This is a genomic window from Shewanella sp. 10N.286.51.B7, assembly GCF_002873615.1.
Classification (GTDB): domain Bacteria; phylum Pseudomonadota; class Gammaproteobacteria; order Enterobacterales; family Shewanellaceae; genus Shewanella; species Shewanella electrodiphila.
In genome coordinates, this window is the sequence record NZ_MCUF01000027.1 from 42,005 (window position 1) to 60,873 (window position 18,869).

Consider the following 18,869-nt stretch of genomic DNA (forward strand, 5'->3'; position numbering starts at 1 on the left):
GCTTAATTTAAATGTTAATTTCGAAATTTATTTGATAAAAATTTGAGTTAATTCATTTATATAGATGTTTATTCGTTTTGCTGTTCACATGCATGGAATAACATTAAGCTTCTGCCTAACAAGGTCAGTTGATAGCTGCATGCATAACTCGGTTCTACAACTTGTTCTGATGCGCCATCATCTATGGTTGTAACAGCGACTTTGACTTTGTTTTTCGCCAACAAGCTTTCAATATCACTATTAGCAAGTTGCTGCGTGTTGATTAACGGTTGCCACTGGCTAAAACCTTCAATAATCGGCAAAACAAATTGTTGTGATTGCTCATCGGCATTAAGCAGTAGTAATAAGGCTTGAGGGTGTTGATAAGGCGGTAAGGTTTCGCACGTTAATACCACCGCTAATGTGCGCGCTTCAAACTCGCTCCACTGACGCTTGGCCATGGGTTCGGCGTGTCGGCTATACCAGATAAATCCATTGTCATTTTGATCTTCTGGCTGATGTATAAATTCGCGATGACATAAGGCAGGGAAACGTTTACGTAATTTGATTAGTTCGGCGGTAAACTCGACCAATGGCCAATCGATATTTTGCCAATCAATCCAACAAATACGATTATCTTGGCAGTAAGCATTATTGTTACCTTGTTGGCTATGCCCCATTTCATCGCCACTTAATAACATTGGCACGCCTTGGGATAGCATTAATGTGGTGAGAAGGTTTCGCTGCTGACGTGAACGAATTTGAAGAATATCACCGTCATCCGTTTGCCCTTCTACGCCATAGTTATGGCTGAGGTTTTCATGATGACCATCACGATTATCCTCGCCATTATCTAGATTATGACGTTGCTGATAACTCACCACGTCATGCAAAGTAAAACCATCATGGCTGGTGATAAAATTAATACTGGCTGAGGGACTGCGGCCATGATGTTCAAAAAAGTCACCAGAACCATGAAAGCGTCTAGCAAATTCAGGCAACATGCCATTATCACCACGCCAAAATCGTCTCATAGTATCGCGATATCTATCGTTCCATTCACTGAAAGCAATAGGATAATTACCCAATTGGTAGCCTCCAGGACCTATGTCCCAGGGTTCTGCAATCAGTTTCACTTGGCATAGCACTGGATCTTGAGATATCGCATCAAAAAAACCACACCCAGGGTCAAAACCATAGGTTTCACGACCTAAGCAACTGGCTAAATCAAATCTAAAGCCATCCACTCCCATGACCTCAACCCAATAACGTAGTGAGTCCATGATCAGCTGTAATACTTGCGGATGATTGGAGTTAAACGTATTTCCGCAACCCGTATCGTTAATGTATAAACGCTGATCGTTTGACACTAAGCGGTAATAACTGGCGTTATCAATTCCGCGAAAGCTTAACGTTGGGCCTAGGCGATTACCTTCTGCCGTATGGTTATAAACTACATCCAAAATGACTTCGATATTCGCTTCATGGAAAGCATCCACCATGTCTCGAAACTCAGTGATACTGTCACCACTGAGATAACTTGGATTGGGTGCAAAAAAACCAATACTGTTATAGCCCCAGTAATTACTTAGGTTTTTTTCAATCAAGAAGGGTTCATTGAAAAAACTTTGTACAGGTAATAGTTCAATGCAATTAACCCCGAGCTGAGATAGGTATTGAATTGAGTTTTTTGATGCAAGACCTGCGAAGGTTCCCTTAATTTCATCGTCAACCTCATGATTCAAGACACTAAAGCCTTTCACATGTGTTTCATAAATAATGGTTTGCTCTAAAGGAATGTTTGGACGCTTTATCGTTTTTTGCTTTAATGCGCGATCGTCTATCACCACACATTTAGGCATAAAATTCGCGTTATCAATATCGCAAAAAGACAGGTCGGACTCGCTACTGTCTAGTGCATACCCGTAATTGGCATCATTGGGTTCAAGCTCACCTAGCAGTTGTTTTGCATATGGGTCGAGCAATAATTTATGGTGGTTAAATCGATGTCCAAGCATCGGCTGGTAAGGGCCGTAAACGCGATAGCCATATAAAGTCCCTGCAGTCAGTCCTTCAAGATAACCGTGCCAAATTTGTCTGGTTTTTTGCGGTAGGACAAACTGTTGCTCATTCAAACCATATTGGTCGAAAATACAAAGCACCACCTTGGTTGCATGAGCTGAAAATAATGAAAAGTTAACCCCATTATCATCCACAGATGAACCCAATGGATAAGGGCTACCAGTTGCTACACTCTCTAAAAGTTGTTGAGATTTAGCATATGACATGACTAATCCTCATCCAGCACATTATTTGAGTTAACGGCTAACACAACACAAGCTAACGGTGGCACAGTGATCACACCACTGCCTTTCATTCCCTGCCAGGCTTCCTTATCGTAAGCAATGACACTATTGGTCACATCACTGCCACCATAACAATGACTATCACTGTTAAGCACTTCGACATAATCTTGCTCAAGTGGTAATCCAACACGAAAATGATGATGGACTTGTGGGGTCATATTAATGATGAAGACTAAATGTTCATCGGTTGATTTTGCATAGCGTACAAAGCTAAACACACTGTGTTGACTGTTATCACAGTCGAGCCATTGAAAGCCGGTGGTTTGATGATCTAATTCGTACATACAAGGATATTGCAGATAGAGGTTATTTAAATCCCTCACCCAATCTTGCATGCCTTGATGTGGTGCATATTGTAGTAAATGCCAATCTAAACTTTGGTTATGGTTCCACTCATCACGTTGAGCAAACTCAGACCCCATAAAGATTAACTTCTTACCTGGTTGGCCCCACATTAAGCCAAAGTATGCCCGTAATGTGGCAAATTTTTGCCAATCATCACCTGGGATTTTGTGTAGCAGCGAGCCTTTACCATGTACCACTTCATCATGGCTGACGGATAATATAAATTGCTCGGTGTATGCATAAACCAGCGCAAAGGTCAGTTCATGATGGTGATGACTTCGATAAATGGGATCGCGTTTTAAATAGCTTAAGCTGTCATTCATCCAGCCCATGTTCCATTTAAACCCAAAGCCTAAGCCGCCATTTTCAGTGGAGTTAGTTACCCCAGGCCACGCCGTCGACTCTTCAGCAATCATGGTCACGCCTGGATAGGATGCATAAATCCGTTCATTCAATAGCTTCAAGAATTCGATGGCTTGAATGTTTTCACGACCACCATATTCATTAGGTAACCATTGCCCTGAATCTCGGCTGTAATCTAAATACAGCATCGATGACACGGCATCTAAACGCAGTCCGTCGAAATGAAACTCTTCTAACCAATAACACGCGTTACTGAGCAAAAAACTTTGTACTTCACCGCGACCATAGTTGTAAATCAAAGTGTCCCAATCAGGGTGTTCCCCTTGACGTGGATCTTCATGTTCATACAAGCAGCTACCATCAAACTTTGATAAACCATGAGGATCTTTTGGAAAGTGTGCAGGTACCCAATCCAGCAAAACACCAATATCACGGGCATGGCAGGCATCAATAAAGGCTTTCAAACCTACAGGATCACCAAATCTATAAGTCGCTGCGTACAAACCTACGGGCTGATATCCCCATGAACCGTCAAATGGGTATTCACTAATGGGCATCAATTGAAGATGGGTAAAACCCATTTCTTCAATATAAGGTATGAGTTGGTCTATTAAGTCTTGATAGTTTAAATATTCATCACCCCATTCACCTTTACGTTTCCACGAGGCTAGTTGAACTTCATAGGTCGACATTGGTGCATGATGTAATTGTGTATCGCCACGCTTTGTAAGCCAGTGATTGTCATTCCATTGATAATCACTTTTTGCTGGAATAACTGAAGAGTTGCCTGGTGCAGATTGCATTTGTACTGCGTATGGATCCGCCTTTTCAACCTGTTCACCATATTGATTGGTAATTTGATACTTATAAAATTGCCCAGCACTGGCATGGGGTAAAAAGATTTCCCATATACCGTTACTTGGGTGAAAACGCATAACATGCTGCCTGCCATCCCAGTGATTAACATCGCCAACCAAAGACACTCGCTTAGCATTGGGCGCCCAGACGCAAAAATGTACTCCTTCAACGCCTTGCGTTTGGCGCCAGTTTGCACCTAGCAACTGATAACTCTTTTGCTGTTTTCCCTCAGCAAATAAATACACATCATCTGGGTTTATCAGCGAGCTAAATTGATAAGGATCGATAATGGTTTCAACGCTCATTGGATAAGTGACTTTTAGGCTATACAAAAAAGGCTTTACCCTTCGTCCCATCACGCCGGCAAATAAACCTTGATCGTCTATCTGGGCAAGTTCAGCCACTTTTTTACCGTCTTTCAAACTCATCACTTCAACGGCAATCGCGCCTTTAATGAAAGAACGCACCAATAATGACTTACCATTTTCAGCCTTATGCATACCTAAGAGTGAAAACACATCGGTATAGTCACCGCTTAAAATTGCGATATCAGATCCATGATTAAAATAAGGGGCATTAGTCGTCATTGTTTATTGCTCCATGTAAAAGTTAATTTGTTACTGTCGCCCTACTACTTGCACTTAATGGTTAGCAACAGTCTTAATAAGTTGGATTTGTTGGCCGTTACATCAAAATGTTATTCAATTGAACCTGCCGATTGCGAACACGATTCTGCAAGTGCAGATTGCTTGCAATGACGAGCACGATTAACAATATGAAGTTTTTGCTTCACATCTTCTGAGTCCATTATTTGCTCTAAACTCTGAGACAACCTGCGCCGCCAATTAGGATATTCTTTCCAAGTTCCTGGAATATTTATCGGCTTAACTTCATTGATAAGATCGTCAAGTTGAACGCTATACAACATGGATTCACCGGATGCTGTAAGTGATAACCATGCATGAATAAGCGCAGGCTGTTTGATATCGTCTAAAGTGCTGTGTGGCGGTAAAAAGTGCTTTGATTTAAGCAAATCTAATAATTGCAGTTTCTCATTAAGCCTGTCGTTCAACGCGTTATATTTCTGCTCAGTGTCTGTTAAACCAAGTTGTTGTCTTAACTGAATGTCGTCGCCATTCCACCAAGCTGACAGTGTTGGTACATCATGATTTGCTAACATCATCAAACTATGTGGTTTATAAAATTCAGGCGGTGTAAACCCATGGTAATTTTTTGTGAAATAGAACAGTTCGTTAGAAAAGATTTTAGCTTTTGATAAGTTTTGAACAATCTCAGGTGGAACAATGCCTAAGTCTTCACCAATTAATAAACATTGCGCTCGCTGACTTTCGAGACATAGAATCGCCAATAACGTATCTAGTGGATAATAAACATAAGCACCATTACCGAGATGAGTATCTGTAGGCCACCACCATAAACGTAATAACCCCATCACATGATCAATCCGTAACCCACCACAAGACTCCATATTACTGCGAATGAGCGTAATAAAATGCTGGTAACTTTGCTGCTGAAGGTTAATAGGATCAAGTGGGGTTAGCCCCCAATTCTGCCCTTGTGGCGCGAAAGGATCTGGCGGCGCGCCGATATTCGCTTGCTGGCAAAAATAGCTAGCATTTTGCTGTACCTCAGAACCCGTTGGAGATGCCCCAACAGCCATGTCCCTGACTAAGCCAATCTGCATGCCGACAGATTTAGCTTTTAACTGACATAAAGCTAATTGTTCTGCAGCCACAAACTGTAAGTAACAAATAAAATCAGCTTCATAGCTAACATTAATATGATGAGGTTCAGCTGCTGGGCTGCTATTGGATAAAGCTAATTGATGATCGACAAATTGACTTAAAGCTTCTCCCTGTTGCTTTTTAAATTGAGTGAATTGTTTAAATCGCTTTGAACGTTTCGAGCTATTTTTAGCGATAAATACGTCAAACAATAATCGATAGATTGAATACTTAACTTGATAAACAGCCGAGTAATTGAGTAGCTCTTCATTGAATAAATTCGTTTTTTTATTATCAAATTCATCAGACTGGATTATGGCCGCGATACTTGCGTATTCGTCTACTGATTCAATGTGGATATATAAAGGATTCAATCGACGGCGATCATCAGGGCTGTACGGGCTGACACTATCGGGTAAACCTAAAGCATGCAGCGGATTTAATAATATAAAATCAGCACCTTGTTCAGCTGAATAATCAATTAGCTTTTGCAAGTCGTTAAAGTCACCAATGCCCCATTGACTGTGACTCTTAATGCTATAAAGCTGCGTGCTTATTCCCCAAGGTTTACTGGCATCAACTTCATTTGTGTTCACATGAGCATTTGAACCTAGCTTGGAAGCTGAATTAGCTTTTAAATGCGTTGTTAATTCCGACTCTTGATGCTCAACAGTGCCACAATATGCACTGCGCGGCGCAAGCATAAATATGCCAGTATATGTTTGGGTGTAATTATCTGATTCGGTGGTTAAACTGATTTGATGATAACCAAGACCCACTGGCATATTAGATTCAAGATTTAATCGATATTGGTATTTGAAGTACTTAATTGAATCAAGTTGATAATCACCAACAATGGATAGCTGATGACTATGCACTTGAAAACGATAAACATCGCCTTGTTCGCTAATGATTTCAACCCGCAGTTGCCCGATAAATGATTCAGGGAAAAATACTTCCACTACTGGTTCATCAACATTGCTCCACTGAAAATGATGCAAAGGAATTAGCCATGGCTTTACGTCAAGTTCATAAATCCGTTGCTCAATATAAGCATCACTGAAACTCTGTTTATTCGGATCTTTATCTAAATAACCCAAACACATTGATTTTAGAATTCCATTTCTATCTTCAGGGCAAATGTGAATATTGTTGCCAAAGCAATCAATAAATTCAGCCCCTACGCCTTGCAAATACAGTAACTTTTCCAGTCCCATATTTGTCTTCCTCGCGAATAACATAACTGGTTAATAACTCAGCACTAACCATGCCAGTAAAACATCACAGTTTAACTACAGTGATATTTCATTAAGGTGACAGGTTAATTTACATGTATTCAGCAACTTACAAACAGCAAAAAACCAAGCTTACATTTTGACCGTTTGAATTTAATCATGAATGTATTGGTGCAGATAGTATTTTGGTGCAAAAAACGCACAAGCAATGTGCATCACAAATCACTGAAACAATATAAGAAAGGTGCTAGCAGAGATGTTTTATATATGATGCTTTCAAAGCAACAATCTCTTATGATGGGCTTAAATAATAAGTAATTAATACTGTTACACAACCAACGGGGGAATAAATGAACGCCACTCAATTCAATGTACATTTCTCTCTTCAAAGCCTCGCTAGCGAAATAACCTCAGCACCGATTAATAGAAGCTTACGAAAGGCTGCAGTACTAGTGCCGTTAATGGAAGTTAATGGACAGTTACAAATATTACTGACTCGACGTGCACTGCATTTAAGAGCGCACCCAGGACAATATAGCTTTCCTGGCGGTAAAGTTGATGACGCAGATAACAGCATGATTGAAACCGCGCTTAGAGAAGCTGACGAAGAAATTGGTTTAACTGCTGATAATGTTACCGTTATTGGTAACTTCCCTCCTCACGCCACTTTTACCGGTTTTGAAGTAACCCCGATTGTCGGAATAATAAAACAACCTTTTGATATCATATTAGATCCAGGTGAAGTGTCTGAAACCTTTTGGGTGCCACTACAATACTTCTTTAACGCGAGTAATCGATATACTTTTAGTTTTATGCGAAACGGCAATGATTTTGATGTGCATTATATGCCGTACAAAGGAAAGTTTATTTGGGGAGTGACGGCAGCAATTATTGATTTACTGTGCCGTCATATTGATTTACAGCATTTAAAATAATTTAGCTTATATTACGTAACGAATATAAAACCCCGCAGCAAGAGAAACCAGTAGTAACAAAGGAATATTGACCCAGTATTCTATCTTTCGTGACGTTTGCGCGTAATAGTTAACTGCTAGGTTCACTAAGCTTATCCCTGCACACCACCAAATTAAGTACTCTAATTTGATTGTTAAGTCAGGATCCCAATTAAAGCGTACTTCAACACCTTTGCTCATATAATAGCCAACAGCTCTGTCGGGTCTTGCTTCACCAAACACGATAAGCGCGTAAACAGCTAATGCCCAACCAGTAATGGATAGCACAGTTAATATAAATTGCAGAACTTTGGTTTTGGACATTTAACCACCTACATCAATTAGATGATAATAAAATATACTCTTTGTTCATACGCTTACAAGCATAAATTAAGATCAATTTTAGTCGTTTAAAGATGATTTACCCCATTAAACAGTCGATATTGTTAAAAGTTAGCTAATAATCTTGTTATAAGGGCTTTTTCGGCTTGTGAAAAGCCGATATCAAGGTAATATAAAGCACTTATTTTTATCATTGATCCATTGGAGAACTAAGCAACAATGAGCATTACATCTGTCGCTTCTGTATTTAAAGGTGACTTCGCGATTGGTTCGCAAGTTACAGTACGTGGTTGGGTTCGATCTCGCCGCGATTCTAAAGCTGGTATTTCATTCCTAGCTGTTTATGACGGTTCATGTTTTGATCCTATTCAAGGCGTAGTACCGAATAATTTAGATAATTATACTGAAGAAGTGCTTAAGCTTACTGCTGGTTGTTCAGTGATCATGACTGGTGAAGTCGTTGAGTCTCCAGGTAAAGGTCAAGCATTTGAAATGCAAGTCACCAAGGTTGAAGTAACAGGTTTTGTTGAAGATCCTGATACTTATCCTATGGCAGCTAAGCGTCACTCTATCGAGTACCTTCGCGAACTTGCACATTTACGTCCTCGCACTAACATTATTGGTGCCGTTGCCCGTGTACGTAACTGTTTATCTCAAGCTATCCATCGTTTTTATAACGAACAGGGTTACATTTGGGTATCTACCCCATTAATCACTGCTTCAGATACTGAAGGTGCTGGTGAAATGTTCCGTGTATCAACATTAGACATGGAAAACTTACCGCGCACAGATAAAGGTGCTGTCGATTTTTCTGAAGATTTCTTCGGTAAAGAATCATTCCTAACGGTTTCTGGTCAGTTAAACGCTGAAACATATGCGTGTGCACTGTCTAAAGTGTATACCTTTGGCCCAACATTCCGCGCAGAAAACTCAAACACGAGTCGTCATTTAGCTGAGTTCTGGATGGTTGAACCTGAAGTCGCATTTGCTGACTTAGATGATGCTGCAAAATTAGCTGAAGACATGCTTAAGTATTGCTTCCGCGCAGTATTAGAAGAACGTCGTGACGATTTAGAGTTCTTTGCACAACGTGTTGAGAAAACAGCAATCGAGCGTTTAGAAGCATTCGTAACCAGTGACTTTGCTCAAATTGATTACACTGACGCAATCGAAATTCTTAAAGCGTGTGATAAGAAATTTGAATTTGACGTTGAATGGGGTATCGATTTACATTCTGAGCATGAGCGTTACCTTGCTGAAGAACATTTTAAAGCCCCTGTTGTTGTTAAAAACTACCCGAAAGACATTAAAGCATTCTACATGCGCTTGAATGACGATGGTAAAACAGTGGCAGCAATGGACGTACTTGCACCTGGTATCGGTGAAATTATTGGCGGCGCACAACGTGAAGAACGTTTAGACGTACTTGATGCGCGTTTAGCTGAGATGGAATTAGACCAAGAAGATTACTGGTGGTACCGTGATCTGCGTCGTTATGGCACAGTCCCTCACGCAGGCTTCGGTTTAGGTTTTGAACGTTTAGTATCTTACGTTACAGGCGTAAGTAATATCCGTGACGTGATCCCATTCCCACGTGCACCAAAATCTGCAAACTTCTAAATCTACCCTCTGGTTCGAGAGGTCATTGATTTAAAAAACGCGCTTTAGGCGCGTTTTTTTATGTCTATAAATCCAGCACATTCACATCAAAAATAATCACCTATAACCACCTTTATTCATCAGCACCCTCTGCAAGCGCATATAAACATGGCTTTAGCTATCAATTAAAATCATCCATAAATAAAAGCTCATTCACTGTTTACACTCTAAGGCCTTATTAACAAAGTTTTTGTAGACACGATTTTACTATTGAAAACTTGTTTGCGACTTAACTGCATAGTCATAATAAATGCCATATAATGATTGTTATAACCAAATCAATAATATCGAGCGAATAATGGAAGTCGAACTACTTGAAATTCGAAACTTCATCCGCCAGTACCCACCTTTTGATCAACTGCCTGAGCAAGCGTTAATCGAAGTGTCTAAAAGCGTCGAAATCTCTTACTATCGTTCTGACAGTATGGTGATTGAATTTGAAGATAAGATTCATGATCTGTATATGATCCGTAGCGGCGTAGTAGAAATATACCGTCGTAAAGGTGAACTCTATAATCGACTCGATCAAGGTGGTTTGTTTGGACAGCTTGGCTTATTAACCAACAATAAAGTTCGCTACCCTGCAAAAGCAGTTAAAGACACGCTGCTTTATTGCATTCCCGAAAATATTTTTGAAGAGTTTTGTGAACGTTACGATGTCTTTGCTGACTTTGTTGAAGTTGAAGGCAGTATTCGATTACAGCAAGCTGTTGAGGATAATAGTGATGATGCTAACTCTCTCACTACATCTAAAGTAAAAACCATTCTGAGTGCTGAACCTGTGATGTTGTCTAATACAACATCAATTCAAGATGTTGCCAGGATTATGACCAATGAGAATGTGTCAGCAGCCATCATTAATGATCCAAGCCTCACAGATGAAGGCGGAAACAGTTTTGTCGGCATCATTACCGTTCGCGATCTATGTGCAAAAGTCATTGCTGAAGGCTTAGACGTTGACACGCCAGTGGGCGAAGTGATGTCTACCGAGCTCATATCGTTAGATCATAATGCCTATATTTTTGAAGCCATGCTATTAATGCTTCGTTACAACGTTCACCATCTACCGATTTTAAAAAACAGGCAACCTATCGGCTTAATTGAAGTCACCGATATTATTCGATATGAATCTCAAAACAGTTTGCTAATAGTCAGCAGTATTTTTCAGCAAAACAGCATTGAAGATTTAACTGTATTGTCTCAGCAAAACAGTGCTTGTTTTGTCCGTATGGTTAACGAGGATGCTAACTCGCATATGGTCGGTCGTGCAATGTCAGAAATTGGCCGTAGCTTTAAGCAACGCCTCCTTGAATTAGCTGAAGAAAAGTTTGGTCCACCACCTGTGCCCTACTGTTTTCTTGCACTGGGTTCAATGGCGCGTGATGAACAATTAATCGTCACCGATCAAGATAATGCCATTATCCTCGACAATGATTATCAAGAATCACTACACGGTGAATATTTTGAAAACCTGGCTAACTATGTATGTGATGGCCTAGCGGCTTGTGGATATACATATTGCACTGGCGATATTATGGCGACTAACCCTGAATACCGTAAAACTCAATCTCAATGGGAAGATTGCTTTGCTGACTGGATTGAAAATCCGAACCCTCAAGCTTTATTAAACTGTTCTATTTTCTTCGATTTGTATGGCGTGTATGGCAGACCTAAATGGGCTGAACAATTAAATGCCTTCATTCTAAGAAAAGCGAAAAAAAATAACCGCTTTTTAGCCTGTCTTGCTCGGAATGCGTTAAACCGTACTCCACCATTAGGCTTCTTTAAAGATTTCGTCATGGAAAAAGATGGTCGTCATAACAATTCGATCAACTTAAAAAGACGTGGCACAGCCCCACTGGCTGATTTAATTCGTGTTCACGCACTGGCGATTGGCTCTCAATCGCAAAACTCTTTCGATAGATTGGAAGACATTATAGAAGCCGGGATCCTTCCTGCTACCAAAGGCAAAGATTTACAACATGCCATGGAGTTCATTTCATTAGTTCGCATTCGTCATCAGGCATTAGATATTGAGGCAGAACAAGAACCTGATAACAATATTGAACCTGAAAACATGTCTGAATTTGAAAGGCGTAATCTTAAAGATGCATTTTTGGTATTAAGCAGCGCGCAGAACTTTTTAAAATTCCGCTACACTGCAAATAGTATGCAGGGGTAAACAATGCGTAATTTCACCAATCAAGAAGTCTTAAACTGGGAAGCGTTTTTACAAATAAAAGCCAAAGAAAGCAAAGATAAACGCTTAACAAATTTTTATGATGTCGGCACATATCATGCTGAAACACTCCTCAAAGATATTGAGTTTGTTGCGCTAGACTTTGAAACTACCGGGTTGGATGCTGACCAAAATAGCATCATCAGTATTGGGTTGGTGCCATTTACGTTGAACCGAATCGCACTAAGACATGCAAAGCATTGGTTTGTTACCCCTGAGGATAAACTGCAAGAAAACTCTATTATCATTCATGGTATCACTCACTCTGACTTAAAAGGGGCACCTGACTTACTGCGTATTTTAGAGCAATTATTAGATGAACTTGCGGGTAAAATTGTTGTAGTGCATTACCGTCGAATAGAACGTGATTTTTTTGATGCCGCACTGCGATCATTGATTAATGAAGGAATCGTATTTCCCGTCGTTGACACCATGCAAATAGAAGCTGAAGTGCAGCAAAACAAACCTAAAGGCTTTTTAGATTGGTTTAAGCATAAGCGACCTGAATCAATCAGATTGGGAAGTACGAGAATTCGTTATAACCTGCCGACTTATCCACCACATGATGCGCTAACGGATGCCATTGCCACAGCTGAGTTATTGCAAGCGCAGATTTATCATCACTATAGCGCGGAAACTCCGATAAAAAAATTGTGGATTTAGCGCTGTAAACCTGTGCTATATCAAATAAAAAAGGCACCTTAATTAAGGTGCCTTTTGTTTTATTCTAATAATGTACATTCTCAATACGTAATGTCGATAGCAGAGCAGGAACTTAACGCTTTTCTGTTCTTAATCCCATTATTAAACTGATACACATCACCAGCAGAATGATGGTGAATGGTAATGCCGTCGAAATCGCACCAGCTTGTAATGCTTCTATCGCCTCAGTACCACCAACCCAAACTAGCGCAGCTGCAATCGCGCCTTCAACTAAAGCCCAAAACACGCGTTGCGGTGCAGGTGCATCGACTTTACCACCAGAGGTAATACTGTCGATAACCAATGAGCCTGAATCCGAAGATGTCACAAAGAATATTAACACTAAGATGACAGCTAGCATTGATAAGATGTTGCCTAAAGGCAATTGATCAAACATTTGGAACATGGCTAAAGGAACATCTGTCAGTCCTTTTTCACCTAGCGTACCAATGTTATTCACCACTTGATCAATACCAACGCCACCAAATACAGACATCCATAATATCGTTACCACTGTCGGTGCAATTAGCACGGCAGTCATAAACTCACGAATCGTACGACCTCGTGAAATACGCGCGATAAACATACCAACAAATGGGGACCATGAAATCCACCACGCCCAATAGAAAACAGTCCAACCATGCATCCAGGCTTCGTCTTCGCGACCGATAGGATTACTTAATGGAATGATATTCTTAATGTAGCCCATAACAGTCGTAGGGATTGTTCCCATTGCTACTGCAAAGCTCACTAAAGCAACAAATACCACTAAGATAAGCGCGAGCAGCATATTGACATTACTGATGACTTTAACGCCACCATCAATACCGCGCATTACCGAAACAACTGCAATTAAGGTCACAGCAAAGATAATCGCTATTTGCAGGGTTAAGCCGTTTTCCATGCCAAATACATGGTGGAAACCACTAGCAGCTTGTTGTGCCCCTAAGCCAAGCGATGTAGCTAAACCAAACAAGGTTGCGATAACAGCCAAAATATCAACAACATGCCCAGGCCAACCCCAGGTGCGATCACCCAAAATCGGATAAAACACTGAACGCATCGACAGCGGTAAACCTTTGTTGTAAGCAAAAAATGCTAACGATAATGACACTACACCATAGATTGCCCACGGGTGAAGTCCCCAGTGGAACATAGTCGCACCCAGTGCGAGCTCTTTTGCTTCAGCAGTATTGGCTGCGACATTAAGTGGCGTTTCATACCATCCAGTAAAATAAGCTACAGGTTCAGCAACAGCCCAAAACATCAGCCCGATCCCCATACCAGCAGCAAATAACATAGCAACCCAAGATAATCTAGAATAGTCAGTCTTGGCCTCTGCTCCGCCCAAACGGATTTTACCGTAAGGCGAAATAATCATTGCTAAACAAAACAATACGAAGATATTGGCTGACCACATAAATAAACCATCGAAAGCACCAATAATTTGCCATTTGATACCGTCTAAAACAGATTTAGATGTTTCTGGTTCCACCAACAAGATAGCGATGATGAACAGACCAATTAAGGAAGCGCTGATACCAAAAACAGGGTTATGTACATCAAAACCCCATTTTTGAATGTTATCTTGACCGACGGTGTAATCAGTATTGTCGATACTGTATTTATCTTTATTAGTATTCATTGATCCTCGTTTAGAAGAACTTTCATTCGGAAAATGTCATTATATTTTAAGCTATTAAGCGATTTTTTACAGTCGCAGCCGTAAAGCAATCACGTTTAATGTCTCGTTTTTAAGCTAAGATTAGACTTCCTTAACAAAAGTGGTGAAACAACCCGCAAAATAAAAACACTCATTTTTGAATGTGAAGTTAATACCTTCAAAGTATTCTGATATTAAAAGATAAAAAAAGCTTAGCATAATTGCTAAGCTTTTATTGTTTCAAACAGGATTGTCTGTAAGTTTATCGATAATAAACTAACTGTTAAGAATAATTTGTTCACGCAGGCTTTTCACTTGGTCACGCACTGCAGCAGCTTGTTCAAACTCAAGATCGCGCGCATGTTGATGCATCTGCTTTTCTAGTGCATCAATTTGCTGCGATAATTCAGCAACACTCTGTACTTTAGTATCGGTTTTATATTGTGTTTCTTTTTCAGCCACTTTACCAAAAGCAGTGTATTTGTGTTTACTGTTACCACGATGAGGATCGCCCAAGTCCATCACATCTGTGACTTTTTTCGTCACCCCTTTTGGTGTTTGGCCTAATTTCAAATTATGCGCATGCTGCTTTTCGCGGCGACGTTCTGTTTCTCCAATCGCTTTTTCCATTGACTTAGTGACTTTGTCAGCGTACAGAATAACTTTACCATTAACATTACGTGCAGCGCGGCCAATAGTTTGGATAAGTGAACGTTCAGAACGTAAAAAACCTTCCTTATCTGCATCTAAAATACACACTAACGACACTTCTGGCATATCTAAGCCTTCGCGAAGCAAGTTAATTCCAACCAGAACATCAAAGTGACCTAGTCGTAAATCTCGTATCACTTCTACACGTTCAACGGTATCAATATCAGAATGTAAATAACGGACCTTAACGCCATGCTCATCTAGGTATTCGGTTAAATCCTCAGACATACGCTTGGTTAACGTTGTAATAAGTACCCTTTCATTAACGGCAACACGTTTTGGGATTTCAGAAAGCAAATCATCGACTTGAATAGCTACGGGACGAATTTCTATTTCTGGATCAAGTAAACCAGTCGGTCTAACAACTTGTTCAGCAATTTCACCATCACTTTGCTCAAACTCATAATCGCTTGGGGTTGCAGATACAAATACCGTTTGTGGCATTAACTGCTCAAACTCTTCAAATTTAAGTGGTCTGTTGTCTAATGCTGAGGGTAAACGGAAACCATATTCAACAAGTGTTGTTTTACGGCTACGGTCACCTTTATACATTGCGCCAATTTGAGGCACGGTAACGTGGGATTCATCAATAATTAATAAACCATTTGCAGGTAAATAATCTAATAATGTTGGAGGTCCATCGCCTTGTGAACGCCCAGATAAATATCGAGAGTAGTTTTCTATACCTGAGCAATAACCTAACTCGACCATCATCTCAATATCATATTGCACACGTTCTGAAATACGTTGAGCCTCAATCAGTTTATTGTTATCTAATAGCTCTTTACGACGTTCACGCAATTCTTCTTTTATATGCTCTGTCGCTTCGATGATTTTCTCTCTAGGAGTAACATAGTGGCTCTTAGGGTACACAGTAGTGCGAGCTAAGCGTTTAGTGACATGACCTGTTAATGGATCAAACTCACTGAGTTGCTCAATTTCATCATCAAATAACTCAACTCTGACCGCATCGCGTTCTGATTCAGCAGGAAAAATATCAATTACTTCACCACGAACACGAAACGTACCGCGCTGTAGGTCGATATCATTGCGGGTATATTGCAGCTCACCTAAACGAGTAATAATGTCGCGCTGTCCCATCATGTCACCTTGACGTAGATGTAATAGCATCTTCATATATAGCTCAGGATCGCCCAAGCCATAGATAGCCGACACAGACGCGATTAATACCACATCTTTACGCTCTAGCAGTGCTTTAGTCGCAGAAAGGCGCATTTGCTCAATATGAGCGTTAACTGAAGCATCTTTTTCGATGAAGGTATTAGAGGCTGGAACATAGGCTTCTGGCTGATAGTAATCATAATAAGACACAAAATATTCAACTGCATTATTCGGAAAGAACTCTTTCATCTCGCCATATAATTGTGCAGCCAATGTCTTATTGGGGGCCATAATGATTGTCGGACGACCTAAGGTCTGGATTAAATTAGCAACGGTAAATGTTTTACCTGAACCGGTTACACCTAATAAGGTTTGCTTAGCGACACCGGCTTCTAGCCCATCGACCAGCTGTTTTATCGCCGTAGGCTGATCACCAGCGGGAGAGTAATCTGAAACAAGATTGAAAACCGGTTCTTTCACGTCTAAGCATCCTATAAAAATGATAAACCATTTTATACTGAACCTGCCGAACATTGCGACCCAAAAGCTTTATAAACCCAGCCAAACAATCGCATATACAATAATTTGCATAGTTGAAAACTATTTTTCGTCTGGGACACGTTGATTGCTAATTGCAAATGACTTGCACATGAGTTGCATTTATCATCAGTTGATAATTTGTCACTTTTAAAACAGCCATCATATATAACAAACACCAAAAATGGTTTGATAAATGAATAAGCGATCCCAAATGATTTAGCTGCTTATCAGTCAATCATTACAATTTGACGAACAAAACATGAAATTATGCTACAACAGCGCCAAAAGCTTAAAACTGTCGATAAAAGCGCCAAAAACCTCATTTCTATGGCAATTTAATACACAATAGCGCGTACACATATACTACATTAACCATCACTAAATAATCCGAGCAAATAAAAATCTATTGCATTTTGTAACACCTTGATTAGTTTTATGATTTTTAATTTGTTGATTCAGAGCATAATTTAACTTCTAGTCAATGCTCATAAGGGCTTCAGAGGGTATTTTAAGAGTAACTCACAGGCTTATCCACAGATTTAGTGGATAACTCACTCTAGCCCAATATTACTGGGGTGTTAGGGTAAACAGAAATTAATAAAACAGTAAAAAAAGATACATGAAATAAAATTACATTTGTAAGTCTGCTGACATGAATACATCATTTTGATTGAAACGGGGTATCGGCAATGACCTGCTCGTACTCGTAATTCGATCTCAATATTAATAAGCCGATCTACATTAAAATTAAAACAAGGGCCGCCATTTTCTTTACATAAAATTCCGCAAACAACATTATTACTTGCTGTTTATGCGCGAGTAGTGACATTAACCAAACTTGGGCAGTAGTGTGCTTATGATGAAATAGTGAGTAGCATCACATTGCCAATTTTAACTTAGCTCTGATTGATTCCATTAAATGCTTTAATCCATAAATCACTATCTCTTTTTTATCCCTCAACTAATTAACCTTCCAAGGCTAGAACACTACATATGAACAACTAGGAGCAACTAGGAGCAACTAGGAGTAATTAGGGAAACTAGGAGTGATGAATACCAGCAAATCTATTTAATCAACCCACGTGTAAATGGCGTAACCTAGATGTGACCGTTATCAAAGCCATCACCCACTACAAATTTAGCAGCATATATAAGTAACCTGAATACAGATGGCTAATGTTAATAAGCCAACGTAGATAACGATGCTTAATGAGTTAACCTTAAAAAGAGCAGGTTTTTAAGCTTAGCCAAAAGATCTATGATTTTAGCGCTCATAGCTGAAAAAACTGTTTATAAAGCGTTAGCCGCTTATATGATCGATTAGCTTGATAGGCGCGTAAAAAAACTTGTATCAGAAAGATAAACAAATATTTTGTAGAAAATGAATTTAGCGTCATTCAAATGATGTATATGTATAGAACTGCGTATAGCATCAGTCTATATGGGATTAAATAGTGATTGTTAATGACTCAATCGCTCAATTAACCTGTTTAGGATTAAAGTTGATAAGTAAAATGATAAAGCCATTAAATCGTTACTAATCAATTTACTTGTGAAAAAACACTCATTATGATGAATTATAAGCCACGATGGGTATTAGATGAGCAGTTAACATCAATTTTTCAATTTTTTTTATATCTCGAGTTGACTGATCGTTCAGGGCGTTTTACTATGCGCTCCGTTCTCAGCAATACATTGCTAAAACGATTCCCCTGTAGTTCAGTTGGTAGAACGGCGGACTGTTAATCCGTATGTCACTGGTTCGAGTCCAGTCCGGGGAGCCAATTTAGTATAGTAAGTTGAAAACATAGATAAAATGCAATTCCCCTGTAGTTCAGTTGGTAGAACGGCGGACTGTTAATCCGTATGTCACTGGTTCGAGTCCAGTCCGGGGAGCCAATTTTATCTAAGTTTTAATCGATTCCCCTGTAGTTCAGTTGGTAGAACGGCGGACTGTTAATCCGTATGTCACTGGTTCGAGTCCAGTCCGGGGAGCCAATTAAAACAAAATATAATGAAGTATCGATTCCCCTGTAGTTCAGTTGGT

At 39.8% G+C, this 18,869-nt stretch carries 10 protein-coding genes and 3 tRNA genes; 7 read left to right on the forward strand and 6 right to left on the reverse strand.

Annotation, left to right across the window (positions count from 1 at the left end):
* Window positions 1-68 precede the first annotated feature (68 nt).
* The 3 genes from glgX to malQ form a co-directional block, all read right to left on the reverse strand.
* Window positions 69-2,267 (reverse strand): glycogen debranching protein GlgX, encoded by a 2,199-nt coding sequence (gene glgX / locus BCU84_RS07825; protein WP_102527528.1) that lies wholly within the window; start codon window positions 2,265-2,267, stop codon window positions 69-71.
* A 2-nt stretch (window positions 2,268-2,269) separates the two neighbouring features.
* Window positions 2,270-4,498: a 1,4-alpha-glucan branching protein GlgB gene (gene glgB, locus BCU84_RS07830; protein ID WP_102527529.1), complete on the reverse strand. Its 2,229-nt coding sequence runs from the start codon at window positions 4,496-4,498 to the stop codon at window positions 2,270-2,272.
* A gap of 110 nt (window positions 4,499-4,608) precedes the next feature.
* Window positions 4,609-6,873, reverse strand: coding sequence for a 4-alpha-glucanotransferase (gene malQ, locus BCU84_RS07835; protein ID WP_102527530.1), 2,265 nt, complete (start codon window positions 6,871-6,873; stop codon window positions 4,609-4,611).
* Window positions 6,874-7,241: 368 nt separating this feature from the next.
* On the opposite strand from malQ, the gene BCU84_RS07840 reads away from it, so the two are divergent.
* Window positions 7,242-7,826, forward strand: coding sequence for a CoA pyrophosphatase (locus tag BCU84_RS07840; RefSeq protein ID WP_102527531.1), 585 nt, complete (start codon window positions 7,242-7,244; stop codon window positions 7,824-7,826).
* A 6-nt stretch (window positions 7,827-7,832) separates the two neighbouring features.
* Here BCU84_RS07840 and BCU84_RS07845 read toward each other — a convergent pair whose 3' ends face one another.
* The gene (locus BCU84_RS07845) at window positions 7,833-8,168 is read right to left on the reverse strand and encodes a hypothetical protein (RefSeq protein WP_102527532.1); all 336 of its coding nucleotides are present in this window, start codon (window positions 8,166-8,168) and stop codon (window positions 7,833-7,835) included.
* A 237-nt stretch (window positions 8,169-8,405) separates the two neighbouring features.
* On the opposite strand from BCU84_RS07845, the gene asnS reads away from it, so the two are divergent.
* The 3 genes from asnS to BCU84_RS07860 all read left to right on the forward strand — a co-directional run bounded on the left by asnS (window position 8,406) and on the right by BCU84_RS07860 (window position 12,747).
* Complete coding sequence (asnS, locus tag BCU84_RS07850; RefSeq protein WP_102527533.1) at window positions 8,406-9,806, forward strand: asparagine--tRNA ligase; 1,401 nt, start codon at window positions 8,406-8,408, stop codon at window positions 9,804-9,806.
* Between the two features lie 337 nt (window positions 9,807-10,143).
* Window positions 10,144-12,027, forward strand: a complete 1,884-nt coding sequence (locus tag BCU84_RS07855) for a DUF294 nucleotidyltransferase-like domain-containing protein (RefSeq protein WP_102527534.1) — start codon at window positions 10,144-10,146, stop codon at window positions 12,025-12,027.
* A gap of 3 nt (window positions 12,028-12,030) precedes the next feature.
* Window positions 12,031-12,747 (forward strand): 3'-5' exonuclease, encoded by a 717-nt coding sequence (locus tag BCU84_RS07860; protein WP_102527535.1) that lies wholly within the window; start codon window positions 12,031-12,033, stop codon window positions 12,745-12,747.
* 112 nt (window positions 12,748-12,859) lie between these two features.
* Here the strand turns inward: BCU84_RS07860 and BCU84_RS07865 are convergent, their stop codons facing one another.
* Window positions 12,860-14,431 (reverse strand): BCCT family transporter, encoded by a 1,572-nt coding sequence (locus tag BCU84_RS07865; protein WP_102527536.1) that lies wholly within the window; start codon window positions 14,429-14,431, stop codon window positions 12,860-12,862.
* Window positions 14,432-14,725: 294 nt separating this feature from the next.
* Window positions 14,726-16,762 (reverse strand): excinuclease ABC subunit UvrB, encoded by a 2,037-nt coding sequence (uvrB, locus tag BCU84_RS07870; protein WP_102527537.1) that lies wholly within the window; start codon window positions 16,760-16,762, stop codon window positions 14,726-14,728.
* Between the two features lie 1,768 nt (window positions 16,763-18,530).
* On the opposite strand from uvrB, the gene BCU84_RS07875 reads away from it, so the two are divergent.
* The 3 genes from BCU84_RS07875 to BCU84_RS07885 all read left to right on the forward strand — a co-directional run bounded on the left by BCU84_RS07875 (window position 18,531) and on the right by BCU84_RS07885 (window position 18,820).
* Window positions 18,531-18,606, forward strand: a tRNA-Asn gene (locus tag BCU84_RS07875).
* Between the two features lie 39 nt (window positions 18,607-18,645).
* A tRNA-Asn gene (locus tag BCU84_RS07880) sits at window positions 18,646-18,721 on the forward strand.
* Window positions 18,722-18,744: 23 nt separating this feature from the next.
* A tRNA-Asn gene (locus BCU84_RS07885) sits at window positions 18,745-18,820 on the forward strand.
* Window positions 18,821-18,869: the final 49 nt, after the last annotated feature.

What these genes read in the sequence shown, in the direction of transcription:
- glgX (WP_102527528.1), bottom strand. Translation starts at nt 2,267, where the DNA reads ATGTCATATGCTAAATCTCAACAACTTTTAGAGAGTGTAGCAACTGGT.
- glgB (WP_102527529.1), bottom strand. Translation starts at nt 4,498, where the DNA reads ATGACGACTAATGCCCCTTATTTTAATCATGGATCTGATATCGCAATT.
- malQ (WP_102527530.1), bottom strand. Translation starts at nt 6,873, where the DNA reads ATGGGACTGGAAAAGTTACTGTATTTGCAAGGCGTAGGGGCTGAATTT.
- BCU84_RS07840 (WP_102527531.1), top strand. Translation starts at nt 7,242, where the DNA reads ATGAACGCCACTCAATTCAATGTACATTTCTCTCTTCAAAGCCTCGCT.
- BCU84_RS07845 (WP_102527532.1), bottom strand. Translation starts at nt 8,168, where the DNA reads ATGTCCAAAACCAAAGTTCTGCAATTTATATTAACTGTGCTATCCATT.
- asnS (WP_102527533.1), top strand. Translation starts at nt 8,406, where the DNA reads ATGAGCATTACATCTGTCGCTTCTGTATTTAAAGGTGACTTCGCGATT.
- BCU84_RS07855 (WP_102527534.1), top strand. Translation starts at nt 10,144, where the DNA reads ATGGAAGTCGAACTACTTGAAATTCGAAACTTCATCCGCCAGTACCCA.
- BCU84_RS07860 (WP_102527535.1), top strand. Translation starts at nt 12,031, where the DNA reads ATGCGTAATTTCACCAATCAAGAAGTCTTAAACTGGGAAGCGTTTTTA.
- BCU84_RS07865 (WP_102527536.1), bottom strand. Translation starts at nt 14,431, where the DNA reads ATGAATACTAATAAAGATAAATACAGTATCGACAATACTGATTACACC.